This is a genomic window from Methylobacterium sp. J-030, from assembly GCF_022829545.1.
GTDB lineage: Bacteria > Pseudomonadota > Alphaproteobacteria > Rhizobiales > Beijerinckiaceae > Methylobacterium.
In genome coordinates, this window is sequence record NZ_JAKSYM010000146.1 from 1 (window position 1) to 18,385 (window position 18,385).

Sequence of the window (18,385 nt, forward strand, 5' to 3'; positions counted from 1 at the left end):
AGACCATGTCGCCGATGCCGATGACCGGCTCGGCGGAGGGGCGGTGGTCGCCGAAGGAGGCGAGCAGGCTGTCGAGCGGGCGGCCGCGCAGGGCCTCGATCACCGCGGGGGTGACGTCGATGATCTCGTAGCGGGCCAGCAAACCGCCGTCGGCGGTGGCCACCTCCGACCCCGCCTGGATCGCGCTCGCCGTCGGACCCGCCGCAGGCAGGTACGTGCACCCGCCGGCGGATCCGGCCGCCAGGGCAGCCATCAGGGCAGTGCGCGCCGTCTTACGCAGCATCACTCAAGTCTTCTCCAGCCGATCCCGCACCATCGCTGGCCCGGACCGGGACATCCAGTTAGATCGCCAAAGGCTGCGATCGCTTTAACGGCCGAGCGACCGCCCTTGCGGAGGGCTGCATCATCCGTCGGTAATGCGTCACCAGCATGGCACCGCCACGCTTCGCCCCGGCAAGCTTGGCTGTATCACGTCGCGGCGGGGATGTCCGCAGCTCCGCTGGCGAGGGCGCCACGCAGATCCCGCCCCAGGGCGTCGGCCGCGATGTCGAGCCGTCTCGGGGGCGCCGCCGGCCGGCCGAACCGGAACACGGCGTAGTCGGTGGTCCGACCGCCGAATCCCGGCGTGCAGGCGGGCAGCGAGGGGGCGTGGTCGCCGAACACGCAGAGCGTCATTGTCTGGTCCCGCTCGCCGGCCAAACGATCGAGCCCGGCCACGACCGCCTCCACCATCTGCCCGGTATGGGCGACGTGGTGCATGTACTGCGCCTGCGGATCGTCGAGGCCGGGGAGCCGTCCGGGCTTCCACGGGCCATGGTTCTCCATGGTCACGCAGAACAGGAATAGGGGCGTGCGCCGCGCTCGGACCTCCGCCAGGAGGCGCCCGCCCAAGGCCACGTCGCCGACATAGGGGCCGACCCGCTCGGCTTCCCCGAAGGCCTCCTCCATCACGAGGTCCGTGAAGCCGAAGGCCTCCATCACCTGCGCCCGGCGGAAGAAGTCCCGGTGGAACGGGTGCAGGAACAGGGTATCGTAGCCGCGGCCGCCGGCCAGCCGCGCGAGGCTCGTCGGCTCGTCGCCGCTGCGGGAGGTGTAGGGGTCGTAGCGGCCGAAGCCGAGGGCGTCGGAGGGCCGCCCGGTCAGCACGGCGTGCTCGCTGCGCATCGTGTAGGCACCGTGCGCCGGGACCTGGAGACGGCCGTACTGCGCGGCCCGGCTGCGGAACAGCTCCATCACCGGCAGGGCCGGGCCGCCCAGGCGCTCCGGGTCGATGAACGATTCGAGCTGGATCACCACCACCACGTCGTCCCCCGGCCCGGGGGGCAGCGCGGGCGGCGCGGGCACCGGCTCGCTGCCCGCGAAGGCCCGGGCCGTGTAGCCCAGCAGGCTCGCCGGCAGGCCGACCCGGGCCACGTCCGCTTCGAGATCGGGCTGCGGAAACCAGTGCGCGATCAGCCGGGCCAGCGGGGGACGCGGCGCGGCCCAGGCCAGGAGAGCGAGCAGCACCGGCAGGCCGACGAGCGCCACGACCCGAGGAAACGCGGCGCCCGGCAGCACGCTCGGCTCGGTCCGGTACCACAGCACCGTCGCGCCCAAGGTCGCGAGGACGGGGATGCTCACGCGCGGGTGCCACAGGGGCGGGATGTAGTAGAGCTGCGGATGGCGCGGCACCTGCGGCAGCAGGGCGAAGTCGCTGAACAGCAGCGGCTCGCCGATCACCGAGCGCTTGGCCCGGCTGACGACGATCAGCGCCGTGACCGAGATCACCAGGGTCAGCCCGGCGAGCCAGGGCCGCCACGAGAACGCGAACCAGAACAGCAGGATCAGCAGGTAGCCGGCGAGCCGCAGGGCGAGGTCGCGCGGGGCGAGGCGCGCCCGGGTGATCGAATCGCCCGCAAAAAATTCCAGGGCGAGGCAGAGCGCGAGGGCGAGGCCGGTGGCGGTGAGGAACGTCGTCAAGATTCGATCACTTGGCGTGGGGCGGCTTCATCGCGGCCGGAAAAGATGCATGGGGACAAGGTGTTGCGGGCCGTTCCTGATCCAATGGGATGGAAGTCGATCCGGGGCGATCCGCTGACGGTCGAGGTTAGCAGCACGCGCTATCGCTTTGATGTCGTCGACATACCACGCCCTACCGTGGCCCGGCCTCGCGGCCGACGCCCCGGCGGCTGCGCAGCGCCCGCACGACCGGGTTGAGCAGGCCGTAGCGCGCGCGCATCACCCAACGGGCGGTGCGGCCGATCGAGAGCGCGCTGCGTGGGGACGCCTCCCGGGCCGCGCTCAGGCGGTCGAGGAGCTGCTCCGGGCTGCACGGCTTCATCGCGACGGGGTCGAGATAGCGCGGATAGAGGATCATCGCCCCCGCCACCAGCTCGTCGAGGCCGAGCCTGCGGCCTCGATCGGCGCCGGGTGCCAGATCCTCCGACAGGCCCCAGCCCGCGTAGAACGGCCGGCCGTGGGTCGCCACGGTCAGGCCCCGGATCAGCGCCTCGAACCCGGCGAGCGACGTCATGGTCTCGACGTGGTGCACCCGGTCGAGGAGATCGACGATGCTGATGCCGGCGACGATCCGGTCGGCCAGCGTCAGCGCCTCCGCCTCCGGGATGATGCCCGGGCGGAAGCCCGCCTCCACGTCGGGGTGCGGCTTGTAGAGCAGGAACGCGTCCGGGTTGCGCCGCCGCGCCGCCTCCAGGAGCGCCCGGTTCGATCGGACCAGCGGAGAGCCGTGCCGCACCGAGGCGTCGTCCTCCACCTGGCCGGGTACCAGCACGATCCTGCGCCCGGCGGGCCAGTCGAGGGCGGCCGCGTCGAGCCCGACATTGTACTTGCTGAGCCGGCGCGCCACGACCTCCTCGCGCAGGCGCTTCGCCCGGGCGACGAGGTCCGGGGTGAAGTCCGACCCCGCCAGCACACGCTGCAGCCGGCTCTCCCGGCGCGGGTCGTAGTAGATGCCGAGATCGTCCACCACGATGGAGGCACCGGGCTGGAGGCTCGCGCCGAGGCCGACGGAGCGCAGGAACCCGTCCTCCACCCGGGCGAGGGGCAGACCGGCCTCCGCGCAGGCCGCCTCCAGCTGGCCCGGCGCCCGGGTCGCCCAGGCGAGGACGCGGCCGCCGTGGCGCCGCCCCGCCGCAACCGCAGCCTCGGTGGTCATGGTGTGGACCGGGCGCCCGGCGGGTCCCGCTCCGAGCACGTCGAGGGCGGGCCGCTTCCAGCGCGACATCCCGACATAGATCACCCGCCGGTCGTTCTCGGCGAAGCGCGCCTGCAGCCACGCGACCCGCGCGGCACAGGCCGCGCGGTCGACCGGCGCCCGGGTCCAGGGATCGAGGTAGTGGACGCCGCCCTCCCCGCCGAGCGGCCTGCCGTCGAGGCTGATGCGCAGGGATGCGAAGCCGCGTTCCGGATCATCGTAGGGACTGAGAAGCGGGCCCGGGGCGACCACGAGGCGGCGTCGCCCGGTCAGCCTGAGCAACTGGTCGGGCACGCTTCCCGCGCGCCAGACGGCGCCGATGGCGCCGGGACGCGCCCGCCCGAAGGCGAGGCCCGTCGCGGCCTCGATCTCCGCCCGCAGGCGCCGGATCGTCCGGCCGGTCGCGTAGAGCGACGGGATCGGTTCAACGGGCATGGTCTCGGGGCATATCTGGCTGTCCGGCTCCGCACGGCCATGAGGTTCGCCCGCCTGTAGCGCATTTTCCCGCGGATGGCGTGGGGAGGGATGTGTGGGATCTCGGGGACAACGGCGACGCGTCCGCAGCTGTGCCACGCGCAGGAAAGGATTTGGACATATCGTCGCCGTGATTGGTCGCTCAATCCGTGTCGGAGCCGCAAAAGCGCGACCGTTGCAGACGGGACACGCGGATGCGGAAAAGCCGTGCTGCGGCATGGCCTCGGATTGCGGGGCCGCCGGGCCTCGTGCCACCTCACGGTCACGTGCCGGGCCAGTTTGGTCGATCTCAGGGTTAAGGAAGAAGCGCCGCGGAATGCAACAGCCCGCCTCCGACGCCCTCCGCGACCGCCCGGCGACCTTCCTGTTCCTGCAGGGAATCGCCACGCCGTTCTTCTCGGATCTCGGGAGAGCGCTGCGCGCGCGGGGCCACAGCGTCCGCCGCATCAATCTCTGCCCCGGCGACTGGCTGTTCTGGAACGGTGCGGCCGACAATTACCGCGGCCGCCGCGAGGCGTGGGGCATCTACCTCGAAGACTATCTGACCCGCGAGGGCATCACCGACATCGTGCTGTTCGGCGACTGCCGGCCGTTCCACAAGGCGGCGCGGATGATCGCCGAGGATCGCGGCCTGCGGGTCCACGTGTTCGAGGAGGGCTACATCCGCCCGAACTGGATCACCTGCGAGCTCGGCGGCGTGAACGGCTTCTCGACCCTGCCGCGGACGGCCGCGGAGATCCGCGCCCTCGCCCGGCGCCTGCCGCAGCCCGGCCGGGCGATGCCCTCCACGGGCGACATGGCGCGCCGGAGCATCTGGGACGTCGGCTACAACCTCGCCAACGTGCTGTTCCCCTATCTCTACCCGCATTTCCGCAGCCATCGGCCGACCCACATCGCGGCCGAGTACGCGGGCTGGATCAAGAAGTTCGCCCGCCGCGCCCATACCCGCCGCGAGGCGGCGCGCTGCGACGAGATCTACCGCGCGGTCGGCTGCGACTACTTCCTGCTGCCGCTCCAGCTCGACAGCGACTACCAGATCCGGGTCCACTCGCCGTTCCTCGGCGTCGAGGGCTTCATGGACCGGGTGATCAAGTCGTTCGCGGACGCCTCGGCGGCGCCGACGCGGTTGCTGGTGAAGCTGCACCCGCTGGACAGCGGCCTGATCAACTGGCGCAAGTTCGCCCGCGCCTCCGCCCGGCGCCACGGCGTCAGCGACCGGCTCGACTTCATCGACGGCGGCGACCTGCCGGCCCTGATCAAGGGCGCCCGCGGCGTGGTCATCGTCAACTCGACGGTGGGGATGCTGTCCCTGGAGATGGGCTGCCCGACCCACGCGGTCGGCACCGCGATCTACAACATGGCCGGCCTCACCCATCAGGGCGACCTCGACGGCTTCTGGAAGAACCCGACCCCGCCCGAGATGGACCTGATGGCGGATTTCCGCCGGGTCGTGCTGCATCGGACACAGGTCAACGGCGGCTTCTTCTCCAAGGAGGCCATCGACCGGGCCGTGGCCGGCTCGGTGCCGCGGATGGAGGCCGCCCTGCCCGACGCGATGCTGGCGGCGGCGCGGGCGATCCGCGAGGCCGCGGAGCGGAACGGCGAGCTGGCGCCGGTCTACTGAGCGCTTTCAACCAAGAGCTTTCCTGGTCCGTGAGTCCTGCCGGCCCTTGATCTTTTCGGCCGGAGCGGCGTAACCCGCCGGATGCCTCGCATTCTGATTACCGGCGCGTCGAGCGGCATCGGCGCTGCGCTGGCGCGTCACTACGCGCAGTCCGGCGTGAGCCTCATCCTCATCGCCCGCAACGCCGCGCGCCTCGAACGGGTCGCCGAAGATTGCCGCGCCAAGGGCGCCGTCGTCGAGATCGACCGCCTCGATACCCGCGACCGCGCCGCCGCGGTGGCGCTCGTCCACCGGACGGATGCGGAAGCCCCCCTGGATCTCGTCATCGCCAACGCGGCGGTGAACGGCGGCAACCAGGAGGGGCGGGTCGAGGCCGAGGACGTGGCCTTCGAGACCGCCGACATCAACTACACGGGCTCGCTCAACGTGGTGCTGCCCACCCTGACGTTGATGCTCCAGCGCGGGCGCGGCCAGATCGTCCTGCTGTCGTCGCTGGCGGCCTACGCCCCGCTCCAGGACGCGCCGGCCTACAGCGGCGCCAAGGCGGCGCTCGTCGCCCACGGCCTCGCCCTGCGGCAGAAGGTGGGGCCGCGGGGCGTGAAGGTGAATGTCGTCACCCCCGGCTACGTGAAGACCCCGATGGGCGGCGAGCTGAAGGGCTGGCGCCCGCTGGAGATCAGCGCGGAGGATGCGGCCGTGCGCATCGCCAAGGGCATCGCCGCCAATCGCGACGTGATCGCCTTCCCGTTCATCCTGACGGCGCTGGCCCGGACCGTGCTGCTCCTACCGGAGAGCGTCCGCAAGGCCGGCCTCTACGCCTTCCGGTTCCAGCGGCGGAAGCGGCGCTGATGGCCCGGCCCCGGATCGCGCTGTTCGTCCTGGAGGCGCTGCCGAATGCCCGGGTGGTGCGCCGGTTCGTCGCCGATCACCGGGCCGACATCGCCGTCGTGGGCCTGTCCAACGCCGAGCGGCCGTCGACCGGCGGCCTGACCGGGCAGATCCGACGGCACCTCGGGCGCTCGGGCCCCGGCATCCTGCCCTATCTCGCGGTCAATTTCGGCCTGCCGGATCTGCTGCGCCCGCTCGCGCCCCTCACCCAGGCGGCTTCCGGCAGCCGCGATGCGCCCGAGGCGACGCCGCTCAGGACCCTGTGCCGCCGCCTCGGCATCCCGACCCTGACGGTCGACGACGTCAACGGCCCCGAGGTCGCGCAGACCTTGCGCGAGACGGCGCCCGACCTGATCCTCACCTACCATTTCGACCAGATCCTGAAGCCGGAGACGATCGGGCTGGCGCGGCTCGGCGGCATCAACGGCCATCCCGGCCTGCTGCCGCGCCATCGCGGCCCGGTTCCGACGATCCACGCCCTGGCGGAGGGACCCGGCAGCTTCGGCATGACCCTGCACCGGCTCGACGCCGCGATCGATGCCGGGGCGATCCTGTCCCAGGAGGCGGTGACGCTGCCCCCCGGCACCACCGCGACCCGGGCCGCCGTGGCGCTCCACGCCCACGGGCGCGGGATGCTGGACCGGCTGCTCGATGACATCGCCCGCACCGGCGCCCTGCCGGAGGGCCGGCGCTTCGAGGTCCTGCCCTATTGTCCGTTCCCGAACCGCGCGATGCTGGCCTCCCTGCGCCGCCGGGGACTTCGGCTCACCGACGGGCGGGATCTGCGGGAGGCGGTGAGCCTGTCGGGGCGGGCGGTTTAACCGCTGGTTAAGTCTGTTTGGCAAGACTTTGTTCGGAATATCCCTTCCCACCGAAGCGGCTTTCCGCATGCCGGATACCAGCGCCCTCCACGCGGCGTCCGACGTTCTGGCCGCGGGCCGGCAGGTCCAGGGCGGCCGGATCCGGACCATCTCCGAGAATCTCGCCAACGCCGATTCGCTGCCCGATACGCCCGGCGGCGCGCCCTACACCCGCAAGATCGCGGTGTTCGCCCCCGTGGCCGCCGACGATCCGCGCGATCCGGTGGGTCGCGTCGTGCGCGACACCGGCGCGTTCCGCAGCCGCTACGACCCGTCGAACGTCGCCGCCGACCGCCGGGGCTACGTCCAACTGCCGAACGTGAACGCCGCCACCGAGACCGCCGATCTGCAGACGGTCGTCCGGAACTACCAGGCCAATCTCAGCGCCTCGGGCATCCTCGACAAGTTGAATCAGGCGACGCTCGACCTCCTCAGTTGATCCGGGCGTGGCGCCGTCCGTAGCCGGCGTAGATGGCGAGCCCGATCGCGAGCCAGAGCCCGAGGCGGATCCAGGTCTCGGCCGGCAGCGAGGCCATCAGGACGAGGCAGGACAGGATGCCGAGCCCGGCGGTGAGCGGCGCCGCCGGAACCCGGAACGGGCGCGCCCGGCCCGGATCGGTCCGGCGCAGGATCAGCACCGTCGCGCAGACGAGGCAGAACGCGAGCAGCGTGCCGATGCTCACGATCTCGCCCAGGATGTCGATCGGCACGAGCCCGGCCACCGCAGCGGTGAACAGGCCGATCACCATCTGGCTCGCCGCAGGCGCCCGCGTCACCGGATGGACCTGGCAGAAGACGTTCGGAAGGAGCCCGTCGCGGGCCATGGCGAAGAAGATCCGGCCCTGCCCGTAGAGGGCGGTCAGCGCCGAGGTGGTCAGGCCGATCAGGGCGCCGATCTTGATCACGGTCGCGAAGGCCGAGAGCCCGATGGCGTCGACCGCCTTGGCCACCGGATCGGCGACGTCGAGGTCGCGGTAGGGGACGAGGCCGGTGAGCACGGCCGCCATCGCCACGTACAGCACCGTGGTGATCAGGAGCGAGCCGATCAGCCCCACCGGCGCGTCGCGCTGCGGCGCCCGGCATTCGCCCGCGGCGGTCGCCACCGTCTCGAACCCCACGAAGGCGAAGAACACCACCGCGGCGCCGCGGAAGATGCCGCTCCAGCCATAGGCGCCGAAGCGCCCGGCATTGTCGGGCACGAAGGGGTGCCACAGCTCCGGCCGGAGATGGGCGGCGCCGACGCCCACGAAGGCCAGGATGATCGCGACCTTGCAGGCGACCAGAAGCCCGTTCACCAGGGAGGCCTCCCGGGTGGCGCGGGTCAGCAGGGCGGTGAGCAGCAGCACGATGGCGACGGCCGGCAGGTTGACGATCCCGCCGTCGCCCGGCGCCCCCGCGAGGGCCGCTGGCAGGCGCAGGCCGAACTCCGCGGCGAGCGACTGCGCGTAGCCCGACCAGCCGACCGCCACCGTGGCGGCCGCGACGGCGAATTCGAGGACGAGGTCCCAGCCGATGATCCAGGCGGGAAACCGCCCCAGGCTCTCGCGGGTATAGGTGTAGGTGGAGCCGGCCTCCGGGATCATGGCCGCCAACTCGGCGTAGCACAGGCCGACGAAGCCGCAGGCGAGTCCCCCGATCGCGAAGGACAGGCTGAGCGCCGGCCCCGCATACTGCGCCGCCGCGGTCCCGGTGAGCACGAAGATCCCTGCCCCGATCGTGGCGCCGAGCCCGATGGCCACGAGGCCCGGGGCGGTGAGGCTCCGGGCCAGCGCCCGGTCCTCCCCGGACGCGGCGCCGGCCCCCGTCGATTCCGCCATCGTGCGCGTGCTCCCTGATCACCCCGGTATCCGGCCGGGCAAGACGCGCGCCGCCCGAGCCCGCGACGCTGACTGGATCACCCGCGATGTCACCCGTCGAGGCGCCTATTCCGGCTGCTTCCGGTTCAGGCTCAGGGTCGGCGCGGGCACCGCCCCCGGCGCAGACGTCCCCGCGATCAGCCTCGTATCGGTGCGGAAGATTCGGGCGACCACGCCGGCGAAGCGGATGAAGGCGCGGCCCTGCGCGGTGATCACGTAGCCGTCCGCGGTCGGCGCCACGTTGCCAGAGGCCTCCTGCTCGGCCAGCCGCCGCTCGACCTGGCGGAACGTGCCGAGATAGACCGCGTCGAACACCGTCCGGGCGCGCGCCGCATCGAAGCTCTCGCCGGGATGCGCCGCCATCTGCCCGAGCAGGAACACGCTGACCGAGCGGTCGACCGTGACGGGCAGGATCACGAAGCCGCTCAGGTTCAGGGACAGGGACAGCATGCAGGCCCCGAGGGCGTCGCGCCGCCGCAGCCCCCAGGCGCGGCCGAGGCCGGCCAACGCCGCCGTCGCCGCCAGCGTGACCAGGAAGGCCACGACCAGCAGGAGCAGGCCGCGGTAGAACAGGATCGTCACGCCGGACCAGAGTTCCGTCTGGAACAGCAGCACGAAGGTGCCGAAGCCGAGGGCGAGGGCGCCAAGGTGCAGCAGCGCCTGGGCGCCGAGCCAGCGCAGGGCTCGTCCGCCGCCGGAATGGAAGACGTCAGTCATCGAGATCCTCGACGCGCAGGATCCGGACGCGCGGGTCCGCATAGGCAGGCCGCGTGCGCCAGATCCAGGATTCAGGCTCGCCCCAGGCGGCATCCGCCGCGGTGACCACCAGCGCGCCGATCCCGGCCGCGACCGCCGCCCGGCGCACGTCGGCGGCGCTCAGCGTCGCGTCGAAGATCGGCGCCACCAGGGCGAGCCGCGCCGCCACCGCCTCGGGGGCCGCGCCGAACAGGCGCGCCTCGCGGTCGGCCACCGCCACGGGTTGCATCCCGTAGAGGCCGAAATCGAACACGCGCCGGGGGAGCGGGGAGGCCTGCAGCACCAGATCCCGGGGCAGGTGCGTGCCGGCCCAGGCGTAGGCCGCGCGCAGCGACCGATCGATGTCCGGGTGCCGGTTGAGGATGGCGAATTGCGGATGGTCGGCGGCCGGATAGGCGCGCATCCCGACGAAGCCGTAGAGCGTCGAGGCGTAGCCGAGGAGCAGCAGCGCGCCGAGCGATCCCGAGAGCCTGAGCCGCGTGCCCGATCCGGTTCGGGCCAGGGCCAGGACGGTCCAGACGAGCGCCGAGACCTGCGCCAGCAGCACCACGCGGGCGCCGAGGTCGTTGTAGAGGATCGCCGAACGGAAAAAGCCGCCGAGCAGCAGGCCTGCTGCCGCGCAGATCGTGAGCAGCCGGCCCGCCTCGCGGGCGTGGGCCTCCCGGCGCGGCACGACCTGCCAGAACAGGAGCGCGCCGCCTGCGAACACGCCCAGCGCCACGTAGTAGTTCATCGGCAGCAGGATCAGCCGGAGCAGATCGAGGCCCGGCCCGCCGTAGATCTGCTCCAGGGGGCCGAAGCGTCGGATCGCAAACCGGATCGTCCCGCCGGTATCGGCCCGATTCGCCAGGACGCTGCCGAGGTAGGGCGCGGCCAAAACCGCGCCGAGGAGCCCGGCTGCCGCGAGTCCGGCCACGCCGCGCCAGCGGCGCTCGAACCCGAGCAGCGCCAGCCAGATCGCCGCCGCCGCAACCGTGCCCAGGCAGACCCAGACCGAGAGCCCCGCACAGGCCGCGAAGGCGATCCCGGCCGTGGCGATGGCGGCGGTCTCCGCGCGGCGATCCGCCTGCGCCTGATCGGCGCGTTCGGCCAGCACCAGCAGGCCGAGCCAGCCCGCCAGGGTGGCCGCCACGTGGTGCGGCACCCAGACCAGCGAGGTCGGCCAGTTGACGACCTGCTCGTTCAGCCATTCCGGGATGGGGATCCAGAAGCCCGACGCGGCTCGGTCCAGGAGGACCAGCAGGATGTCGAGGCCGCCCGCCGGCAGGAGCAGCAGCACCGCCCGGCGCAGGAGCCGGGGTGAGACGTCCCGCGCGAGCCCGGTGGCGGCGAGCAGCCGATCCAGCAGGCCGAGGAGTGCGAACCCGGTCCAGGCGGCGAGCCCGGCGAAGGCGGTGCGCCCGTCGACCAGCCGGCCGCCGGCCCAGTCCACCAGGGCGGTGAGCGTGTAGAAGTCATAGTAGTATCCGGCCCGCTCGGGACGGGCGAAGAACGGGTCCACGGGCGGCAGGCCGTGCGCGACGATCGCGCGGGTCAGGGCCGCATGCTTGACGAGGTCGATGATCGTGAGCGGCTGGTAGAGGGCGGTGCCGGTGTCGAGGTCGATCAGCGCGTAGCTCACGATCCCGAGCCAGAGCGCGCCGAGCGCCAGGGCCGGCCGGTCGAGCGGACCGCGCCAGTCTCTCAGGGCCGGGCGCAGGGCAGCGAGCCCGAGCATCGCGTTGGCCAGGGCCGCCACCGGGACGCCGGCCGCCTGGATCATTAGCGCGTCGAGGGCGGGCAGGAGCCCAATGCCGAGGAGCGCCGCGCACAGGGCGCGCCGGCCCGGCGGCAGCGTCCGGAATTCGAGCACGCCGGTGATCGTGCCCAGCGCGTAGCCCGGCAGAAGGACGAGGGGGACGCCGAGCAGCGCCGCGAGCAGGACACCGCACGCATCCGAGAGGGTGCCGTTCATCACAGGGCCGCGTTTCGTGCGCGCTCCCGCTTAGCATCGGGGCGTTAACCGTTTCCTCGGGAGACCGTCTGATTGTCGGCGGCTCGACCGCGCGCCACCGCAGGGCTGGCATATCCCCCGGTTTCGTGTATGGATCGACGGGCCTCGACCCGGGTTTCCGGGCGGGGTTTCAGCCGCTAGGCGCTGTGACCGTGCTGGACGACATCCCGGCACCGGCCGAACGCCGAGCTCGCGCGCTCCCGATACGGGACGCCGCACCCGACCAGCCAAACCCGAAAGGCACGCGATGTCGATCACGGCAGAGCGCAAGACCGCGCTCATCAAGGAACACCGCAAGGACGCCAAGGACACCGGCTCCCCGGAGGTCCAGGTGGCGATCCTCACCGAGCGGATCACCAACCTGACCGGCCACTTCAAGACCCACGCCAAGGACAACCATTCCCGGCGCGGCCTCCTGAAGCTGGTCTCGCAGCGCCGCTCGCTGCTCGACTACGTCAAGCGCAAGGACGAGGCCCGCTACCGCGCCCTCATCGAGCGTCTCGGCATCCGCCGCTAGGGCGGTTCTCGCGCGGTTCCGGGCCCGGCCCGGGGCCGCGTTTTACGATCGCGGGCTGCCGGAATGGGTCCGGCCGCCCGGCAAGCGGGCCGCTTCGAGGCGTCGGCATCGGGGCAGGATCGCGAGACACTTCATTCGGGAAGTGTCTCGCCGTCTTGCCCCCGGCGGCGCCGGGCTTGAGCCCGCCGCAGGCAAGGAAGAGATAGACGAATGTTCGACGTTCAACGCGAAGAGCTGATGTGGGGCGACCGCAAGCTCGTCCTGGAGACCGGCAAGGTCGCCCGGCAGGCCGACGGCGCCGTGCTCGCCACCTACGGCGAGACCTCGGTGCTCGCCACCGTGGTCGCCACGAAGGAGCCGAAGCCCGGCATCGACTTCATGCCGCTCACCGTGAACTACCAGGAGCGCGCCTACGCGGCCGGCCGGATCCCCGGCGGCTACTTCAAGCGCGAGGGCCGTCCCTCGGAGAAGGAGACCCTGGTCTCCCGCCTGATCGACCGCCCGATCCGCCCGCTCTTCGTCGAGGGCTGGCGCAACGACACTCAGGTCGTCGTCACGGTCCTGACCCACGATCTCGAGAACGATCCCGACATCGTCGCCATGGTGGCGGCCTCCGCGGCGCTGACCATCTCGGGCGTGCCGTTCATGGGCCCGATCGGCGGTGCCCGCGTCGGCTACGTCAACGGCTCGTACCGGCTGAACCCGTCGGTCACCGAGACCAAGGAAGAGTCCAGCCTCGACCTCGTGGTCGCCGGCACGCAGGACGCGGTGCTGATGGTCGAGTCGGAGGCGAAGGAGCTGTCCGAGGACGTGATGCTCGGCGCCGTCATGTTCGGCCACAAGCATTTCCAGCCGGTCATCGAGGCGATCATCCGCCTGGCCGAGAAGGCCGCCAAGGAGCCGCGCGACTTCAAGGCCCCCGAGAACGCCGACGTCGAGACGGCCGTCCTCGCGGTCTGCGAGAGCGAACTGCGCGCCGCCTACACCAAGACCGTCAAGCAGGAGCGCTACGCCGCCGTCGACGCCGTGAAGGCGAAGGTGATGGCCGCCCTCTGCGCCGAGGGCGCCGAGAAATACCCGGCCGAGAAGGTCAAGGCGGCCTTCAAGGAGGCCCAGTCGAAGGTGGTCCGCTGGAACATCCTCGACAGCGGCGCGCGCATCGACGGCCGCGACGTGAAGACGGTCCGCTCGATCCTCTCCGAGGTCGGCGTGCTGCCGCGCGCCCACGGCTCGGCCCTGTTCACCCGCGGCGAGACCCAGGCGCTCGTCGTCGCGACGCTCGGCACCGGCGAGGACGAGCAGTTCATCGACGCGCTGGAAGGCACCTACAAGGAGCGCTTCCTGCTCCACTACAACTTTCCTCCCTATAGCGTCGGCGAGACCGGCCGGATGGGCTCCCCGGGCCGCCGCGAGATCGGCCACGGCAAGCTCGCCTGGCGGGCGATCCGCCCGGTCCTGCCGCCGGCCCACGAGTTCCCCTACACGATCCGCGTCGTGTCGGAGATCACGGAGTCCAACGGCTCGTCCTCGATGGCCTCGGTCTGCGGCGGCTCTCTGTCGCTGATGGATGCCGGCGTGCCGCTCCGCCGTCCGGTGGCGGGCATCGCCATGGGCCTCATCCTGGAGGGTGAGCGCTTCGCGGTCCTGTCCGACATCCTGGGCGACGAGGATCACCTCGGCGACATGGACTTCAAGGTGGCCGGCACGGACGAGGGCGTGACCTCGCTCCAGATGGACATCAAGATCGCCGGGATCACCGAGGAGATCATGAAGATCGCCCTCGCCCAGGCGAAGGAGGGCCGCGCCCACATCCTGGCCGAGATGGCCAAGGCCCTGACGGCGGCCCGTCCGGAGCTCGGCGAGTACGCGCCGCGCATCGAGACGATGCAGATCCCGACCGACAAGATCCGCGACGTGATCGGCACCGGCGGCAAGGTGATCCGCGAGATCGTCGAGAAGACCGGCGCCAAGATCAACATCGAGGATACCGGCATCGTCAAGATCGCCTCGGCCGACGGCAAGGCGATCAAGGCGGCCTACAACTGGATCCGCTCGATCGTGGCGGAGCCGGAGGTCGGCGTGATCTACGACGGCACGATCGTGAAGTGCATGGAGTTCGGTGCCTTCGTGAACTTCTTCGGCGCCAAGGACGGCCTCGTCCACATCTCCGAACTGGCCGCCAACCGCGTCGCCAAGGTGACCGACGTCGTCAAGGAAGGCGACAAGGTCAAGGTGAAGTTCCTGGGCCAGGACGACCGGGGCAAGATCCGCCTGTCCATGAAGGTCGTCGATCAGGAGACCGGCGAGGACATCACCGAGAAGGTGAAGGCCCAGCGCGACGCCGACCGGACCGAGCGCGGCGACGAGCCGCGCGAGCCCCGCGAGGGTGGCCGCCACCGGGGCGAGCGCCGCCGCGAGGCGGGCGAGTAAGCGTCACGACGCGCGTCGGCTCCGGCCGCCGCAGGATGTCCGAACAGGGCGCGGTCCTCCGGGGCCGCGCCCTTTTTCATGGCCCGGCGCGTGGTCGCTCCGGCCCTGCGGCCGGGAACGGGGCGCCGGATGCCGCGTTCCCCGGCGACTTCCCAACCGGAGAGCACGTATGGCCAACGACATGATGCACGACATCTTCAGCGGGCAGCAGAACTTGTCCACCACGGAGCGGGCCGTCTCGGTGGCTCTGGGCCTCGGCATCGCCGCCGCGGCGGCGCAGCCCCGGCCCAACAAGCTCCTGAGCCTTCTGGCGCTCGTGGTCGGCGTCGGGCTGGCGGTGCGCGGCGCTACCGGCCATTGCGCCGTGAAGGCGGCCTCCGAGCACTTCTGAGCCGCGACCCGAAGCGCGGACATAAAAAAGGGGCGTCCCGCGGGGCGCCCCTCGTCGTGTCCGGTCCGTCGGACCGATCAGTACGTCGTGGTGCGGCGGCCGGCGATCAGGCCGTAGATGAACAGCACCACGACGGCACCCACGATGGCGCCGATGAAGCCCGCACCCTGGTTGGGTCCGTACCAGCCGATCGCCTGGCCCAGGAAGGTCGCCACGAAGGCGCCGACGATGCCCAGGATCGTGGTCAGGATGAAGCCGGCCGGCTCATTCGGCCCCGGCATGAGGAACTTGGCGATGACGCCGGCGAGGAACCCGATGATGACGGTCCAGAGGATACCCATGACAAACCCCAGTGCTTGATTGTCGATGCCGGCAGAACGCGCTGCGGCCCGCGACGGTTGCCCGCAGCCTGCGACAAGACGACAAATTTCCTCCGCTGCCCGCGATGCGCGGCCGCGCCGCCCTTTACGCAGGCCCGGCCGCGGCGGCAGATACGCCGGTTCGGACGGTGTCGGAGACGGGTATGGACATTCAGCGGATCGAGCCGGGCAAGCGCATGGCGCAGGCCGTGACCTTCGGCGACATGGTCTACCTCGCGGGCCAAGTCGCGTCCGACACGGTCGGGACCGGGGTGACGATCCAGACCCAGCAGATCCTGTCCGAGATCGACCGGCTTCTGGCGGCGGCCGGCAGCGACAAGGAGCGCATCCTCTCGGCCACGATCTATCTCGCCGACATCACGACCTTCGGGGAGATGAACGCCGCCTGGGATGCCTGGGTCTCCCCGGAGAACCCGCCGGCCCGCGCCACCGTCGAGGCCAAGCTCGCCGCCCCGGAATATCGCGTCGAGATCGTCGTCGTGGCGGCGAGAAGCCGGTGAGCGGCCCCCGCCGCACCCTCCTGGCGGCCGTCGCCCTCGCCGTCCTGGCGGCGCTCGGCTTCGGCGCGAGGCCCCGCGCCGCGGAGGAGCGGGTGCTCAACATCTACAACTGGTCGGACTATATCGACCCGCAGGTGCTCGAATCCTTCACCCGGGAGACCGGGATCAGGGTCGTCTACGACACCTACGACAACAACGAGATTCTGGAGACCAAGCTGCTCGCCGGCCGCTCCGGCTACGACATCGTCGTGCCGTCAGGGCCTTACCTGCAGCGCCTGATCCGGGCCGGCGCCTTCCTGCCGCTGGACAAGTCCAAGCTGAAGAACCTCGGCAATCTCTGGCCGGAGGTCACCAGCCGTCTCGCCGCCTACGATCCCGGCAACACCTACGCCGTCGACTACATGTGGGGCACCACCGGCATCGGCTACAACGTCGCCGCCGTGCGCGAGCGCCTGGGCGCCGGCGCGGCGGTGAATTCCTGGTCCCTCGTCCTCAACCCCGCCTCGGCCAACAAGCTGAAGGAGTGCGGGATCATGATGCTCGACAGTCCGGAGGATCTGATTCCCAGCATGCTGCCGGCCTTCGGCGCCAAGGCGGATTCCAAGCGCTGGGACGACATGACCCTGGTGACCGACGCCCTCTACAAGGTGCGTGGCACCGTACGGAAGTTCCATTCCTCGGAGTACATCCAGGCGCTCGCCAACGGCGATATCTGCGTGGCGGTGGGCTATTCCGGCGACGTGATGCAGGCCAAGCGCCGGGCCGAGGAGGCCAAGAACGGGATCGACATCGCCTATGTGGTGCCGAAGGAGGGCGCGCTGATGTGGTTCGACACCTTCGCGATCCCGAAGGATGCGGCCCACCCGGCCGAGGCGCTGGCCTTCATCGACTACATGATGCGGCCCGAGGTGGCGGCGGCCAACAGCAACTTCGTGTCCTATGCCAGCGGCAACCTCGCGGCGAAGCGCTACGTGAAGCCCGAGATCCTGAACAATCCCGGCATCTACCCGGACGAGGCGACGATGCAGCGCCTCTCCACCAACACCGCCTGGGACGACCGCACCCAGCGCTTCATCACCCGGCTCTGGACCCGGGTCCGGACCGGGCGCTGAGCGGGGAGCCGGCACGCCGGCTCCCCGCTTGCGGGATCCTAGTGCTTGAGGTCGTCCGGCACCTTGCCGCCGTTCTCGGCGAGCTTCTGCATGACCTGCTTGTGCAGCCAGATGTTCATCGTGGCCGAGTCCTCCTTGTCGCCGGTGTAGTGCAGTTCGTCGGCGAGCTGCTTGCGCGAGGCGAGGCCGGAATCGAGGTCCAGCAGCTTCATCAGGTCGACGATGGAGTGGCGCCAGTCGAGCGTCTGCGGGTTCTTCTCGGCGAGGCTGGTGAGGACCGCCGCGACGTCCACGGGCTCGCTGCCGCCCGCGGTCCCGGGGGCCGAGGGTGTCGACGGGGTGCTGGTGCCGGCTGGGCCGCCCGAGCCGGCTGTGGGCGCAGGCGCGGCATCCGCGGTCCCGCCGCCGAACGGATGGAGGATCTTGCCGACGATGCTGCCGAGGAGGCTCATGGGTCCACTCCGATAATACGGCCCGGCCTGACGCGCCGGGTGGGCGTTCAACGGGTGGTTCCAGCCGGGCGTTCCGCGATTCGGCACCGCGACTCGGCCACCGCGGCGGGATCCTAACCGTGCGCGCGGTGAAGCGCGACGCCGAGGAGGCTCAGGCCGAGCACGAGGCATACCCCGCTCCAGCGCTCCAGCGCGGCGGCGCGGGCGGGATCGTGGAGCGAAATGCGTGCGAGGGCCACCCCGCCAATCAAACATGCCAAACTCATCGCGACGACCAGCGTTTTCCCCTGATTCCGGATTTGGTGCGCGTAGCCATAATCAGTTCTCGTGCTTATGCGAGTCAAAAAATAGCGTAGTCGATTTGGGTTAGGACAATTTCGGAGATCCGACCACGAGAGCGTGTTCTGGGCTTCAAGATGATAATCTGAAGTTGTAACGCCGTGCGCCTGACGAATGTGAAATTCCTGTCACTCGGGCGGCCGACCTGGTCATCACGTAAAATAACCCATCGCCGTTTTTACGAGATCTGAAACGCTCATCATTGATGGCCGCGCGCATGGATGCCGCCAGGAACGGCGGCAGGCCAGATTTCGATCCCTCACAAAACTGGGATTTAGGCCCGATCGATCAGGGCCGAGACGATCGTGGCGCGCTCCTCCGCCACGGTCCCGCGCGGTTCCGCGCGGCCGGTGCGGCCATACCAGTATCGCGCATTGCCCGCATCGCCCTCGATGCGATGGAGATGGGCGTGGACCCAGGCCGCATCGCGGCCCGGTTCCGCCTGCACGAGGGCGTGCGCCTGATCCCAGCCGGCCGAGCCCGGTCCGGACGGGTCCCTGGCCAGCCACCAGAGCGCGGCCAGCGCGGCCGTCCACGTTGCCGGCGGGGCGTCCGCGGTCAGGGTCGCCGTGAAGGCGGCGGGCAGGCTCTCGGTCACGACGCTCTCCTCGCGTCCCGCG

The 18,385-nt window shown here is 70.9% G+C and carries 18 protein-coding genes and 1 pseudogene; 9 read left to right on the plus strand and 10 right to left on the minus strand.

What is annotated here, in order from left to right:
• From MKK75_RS08295 to MKK75_RS08305, 3 genes and pseudogenes are all read right to left on the minus strand, one after another.
• Nucleotides 1–283, minus strand: a pseudogene (locus tag MKK75_RS08295) (sugar transporter); the annotation flags it as partial.
• 185 nt (nt 284–468) lie between these two features.
• Nucleotides 469–1,959 (minus strand): LTA synthase family protein, encoded by a 1,491-nt coding sequence (locus MKK75_RS08300; RefSeq protein WP_244042118.1) that lies wholly within the window; start codon nt 1,957–1,959, stop codon nt 469–471.
• 172 nt (nt 1,960–2,131) lie between these two features.
• The gene (locus MKK75_RS08305; RefSeq protein ID WP_244042119.1) at nt 2,132–3,628 is read right to left on the minus strand and encodes a capsular biosynthesis protein; all 1,497 of its coding nucleotides are present in this window, start codon (nt 3,626–3,628) and stop codon (nt 2,132–2,134) included.
• A gap of 355 nt (nt 3,629–3,983) precedes the next feature.
• Here MKK75_RS08305 and MKK75_RS08310 point away from each other — a divergent pair, with 355 nt between their 5' ends.
• The 4 genes from MKK75_RS08310 to MKK75_RS08325 all read left to right on the plus strand — a co-directional run bounded on the left by MKK75_RS08310 (nt 3,984) and on the right by MKK75_RS08325 (nt 7,478).
• Nucleotides 3,984–5,291, plus strand: a complete 1,308-nt coding sequence (locus MKK75_RS08310; RefSeq protein WP_244042120.1) for a capsule biosynthesis protein — start codon at nt 3,984–3,986, stop codon at nt 5,289–5,291.
• 81 nt (nt 5,292–5,372) lie between these two features.
• Nucleotides 5,373–6,140 carry an SDR family NAD(P)-dependent oxidoreductase gene (locus MKK75_RS08315; protein WP_244042121.1) on the plus strand — a complete coding sequence of 256 codons (768 nt, stop codon included), beginning with the start codon at nt 5,373–5,375 and terminating at the stop codon, nt 6,138–6,140.
• Entirely contained in the window at nt 6,140–7,000 is an 861-nt protein-coding gene (locus tag MKK75_RS08320; RefSeq protein WP_244042122.1) for a formyltransferase family protein, read from the plus strand. The genes MKK75_RS08315 and MKK75_RS08320 overlap by 1 nt, the downstream gene beginning before the upstream one ends.
• A 67-nt stretch (nt 7,001–7,067) precedes the next feature.
• Nucleotides 7,068–7,478, plus strand: coding sequence for a flagellar basal body rod C-terminal domain-containing protein (locus MKK75_RS08325; RefSeq protein WP_244042123.1), 411 nt, complete (start codon nt 7,068–7,070; stop codon nt 7,476–7,478).
• On the opposite strand, the gene MKK75_RS08330 is transcribed toward MKK75_RS08325, so the two are convergent.
• From MKK75_RS08330 to MKK75_RS08340, 3 genes are all read right to left on the minus strand, one after another.
• Entirely contained in the window at nt 7,471–8,856 is a 1,386-nt protein-coding gene (locus MKK75_RS08330) for an amino acid permease (protein ID WP_244042124.1), read from the minus strand. The genes MKK75_RS08325 and MKK75_RS08330 overlap by 8 nt on opposite strands.
• Nucleotides 8,857–8,961: 105 nt before the next feature.
• Nucleotides 8,962–9,612, minus strand: coding sequence for a hypothetical protein (locus MKK75_RS08335; RefSeq protein WP_244042125.1), 651 nt, complete (start codon nt 9,610–9,612; stop codon nt 8,962–8,964).
• Nucleotides 9,605–11,605 carry a hypothetical protein gene (locus tag MKK75_RS08340; RefSeq protein WP_244042126.1) on the minus strand — a complete coding sequence of 667 codons (2,001 nt, stop codon included), beginning with the start codon at nt 11,603–11,605 and terminating at the stop codon, nt 9,605–9,607. Before MKK75_RS08340 ends, MKK75_RS08335 begins: the two co-directional genes overlap by 8 nt.
• A gap of 286 nt (nt 11,606–11,891) precedes the next feature.
• Here MKK75_RS08340 and rpsO point away from each other — a divergent pair, with 286 nt between their 5' ends.
• From rpsO to MKK75_RS08355, 3 genes are all read left to right on the plus strand, one after another.
• A complete protein-coding gene (rpsO, locus tag MKK75_RS08345) occupies nt 11,892–12,161 on the plus strand; it encodes a 30S ribosomal protein S15 (RefSeq protein WP_010685305.1) in 270 nt (89 codons plus the stop codon).
• Nucleotides 12,162–12,371: 210 nt separating this feature from the next.
• Nucleotides 12,372–14,591: a polyribonucleotide nucleotidyltransferase gene (pnp, locus tag MKK75_RS08350; RefSeq protein ID WP_244042127.1), complete on the plus strand. Its 2,220-nt coding sequence runs from the start codon at nt 12,372–12,374 to the stop codon at nt 14,589–14,591.
• 169 nt (nt 14,592–14,760) lie between these two features.
• Nucleotides 14,761–14,982, plus strand: coding sequence for a YgaP-like transmembrane domain (locus MKK75_RS08355; RefSeq protein WP_244006940.1), 222 nt, complete (start codon nt 14,761–14,763; stop codon nt 14,980–14,982).
• Nucleotides 14,983–15,059: 77 nt separating this feature from the next.
• Here the strand turns inward: MKK75_RS08355 and MKK75_RS08360 are convergent, their stop codons facing one another.
• The gene (locus MKK75_RS08360; RefSeq protein WP_244042128.1) at nt 15,060–15,323 is read right to left on the minus strand and encodes a GlsB/YeaQ/YmgE family stress response membrane protein; all 264 of its coding nucleotides are present in this window, start codon (nt 15,321–15,323) and stop codon (nt 15,060–15,062) included.
• A 182-nt stretch (nt 15,324–15,505) separates the two neighbouring features.
• Here MKK75_RS08360 and MKK75_RS08365 point away from each other — a divergent pair, with 182 nt between their 5' ends.
• Entirely contained in the window at nt 15,506–15,862 is a 357-nt protein-coding gene (locus tag MKK75_RS08365; RefSeq protein WP_244042129.1) for a RidA family protein, read from the plus strand.
• A complete protein-coding gene (locus MKK75_RS08370; protein WP_409567540.1) occupies nt 15,859–16,974 on the plus strand; it encodes a polyamine ABC transporter substrate-binding protein in 1,116 nt (371 codons plus the stop codon). The genes MKK75_RS08365 and MKK75_RS08370 overlap by 4 nt, the downstream gene beginning before the upstream one ends.
• 38 nt (nt 16,975–17,012) lie before the next feature.
• Here MKK75_RS08370 and MKK75_RS08375 read toward each other — a convergent pair whose 3' ends face one another.
• The 3 genes from MKK75_RS08375 to MKK75_RS08380 all read right to left on the minus strand — a co-directional run bounded on the left by MKK75_RS08375 (nt 17,013) and on the right by MKK75_RS08380 (nt 18,363).
• Nucleotides 17,013–17,426, minus strand: a complete 414-nt coding sequence (locus MKK75_RS08375) for a DUF3597 domain-containing protein (protein ID WP_244042130.1) — start codon at nt 17,424–17,426, stop codon at nt 17,013–17,015.
• A 113-nt stretch (nt 17,427–17,539) separates the two neighbouring features.
• A complete protein-coding gene (locus tag MKK75_RS35655) occupies nt 17,540–17,665 on the minus strand; it encodes a hypothetical protein (RefSeq protein WP_279593700.1) in 126 nt (41 codons plus the stop codon).
• 374 nt (nt 17,666–18,039) lie between these two features.
• Nucleotides 18,040–18,363 carry a hypothetical protein gene (locus MKK75_RS08380; protein ID WP_244042131.1) on the minus strand — a complete coding sequence of 108 codons (324 nt, stop codon included), beginning with the start codon at nt 18,361–18,363 and terminating at the stop codon, nt 18,040–18,042.
• Nucleotides 18,364–18,385 lie beyond the last annotated feature (22 nt).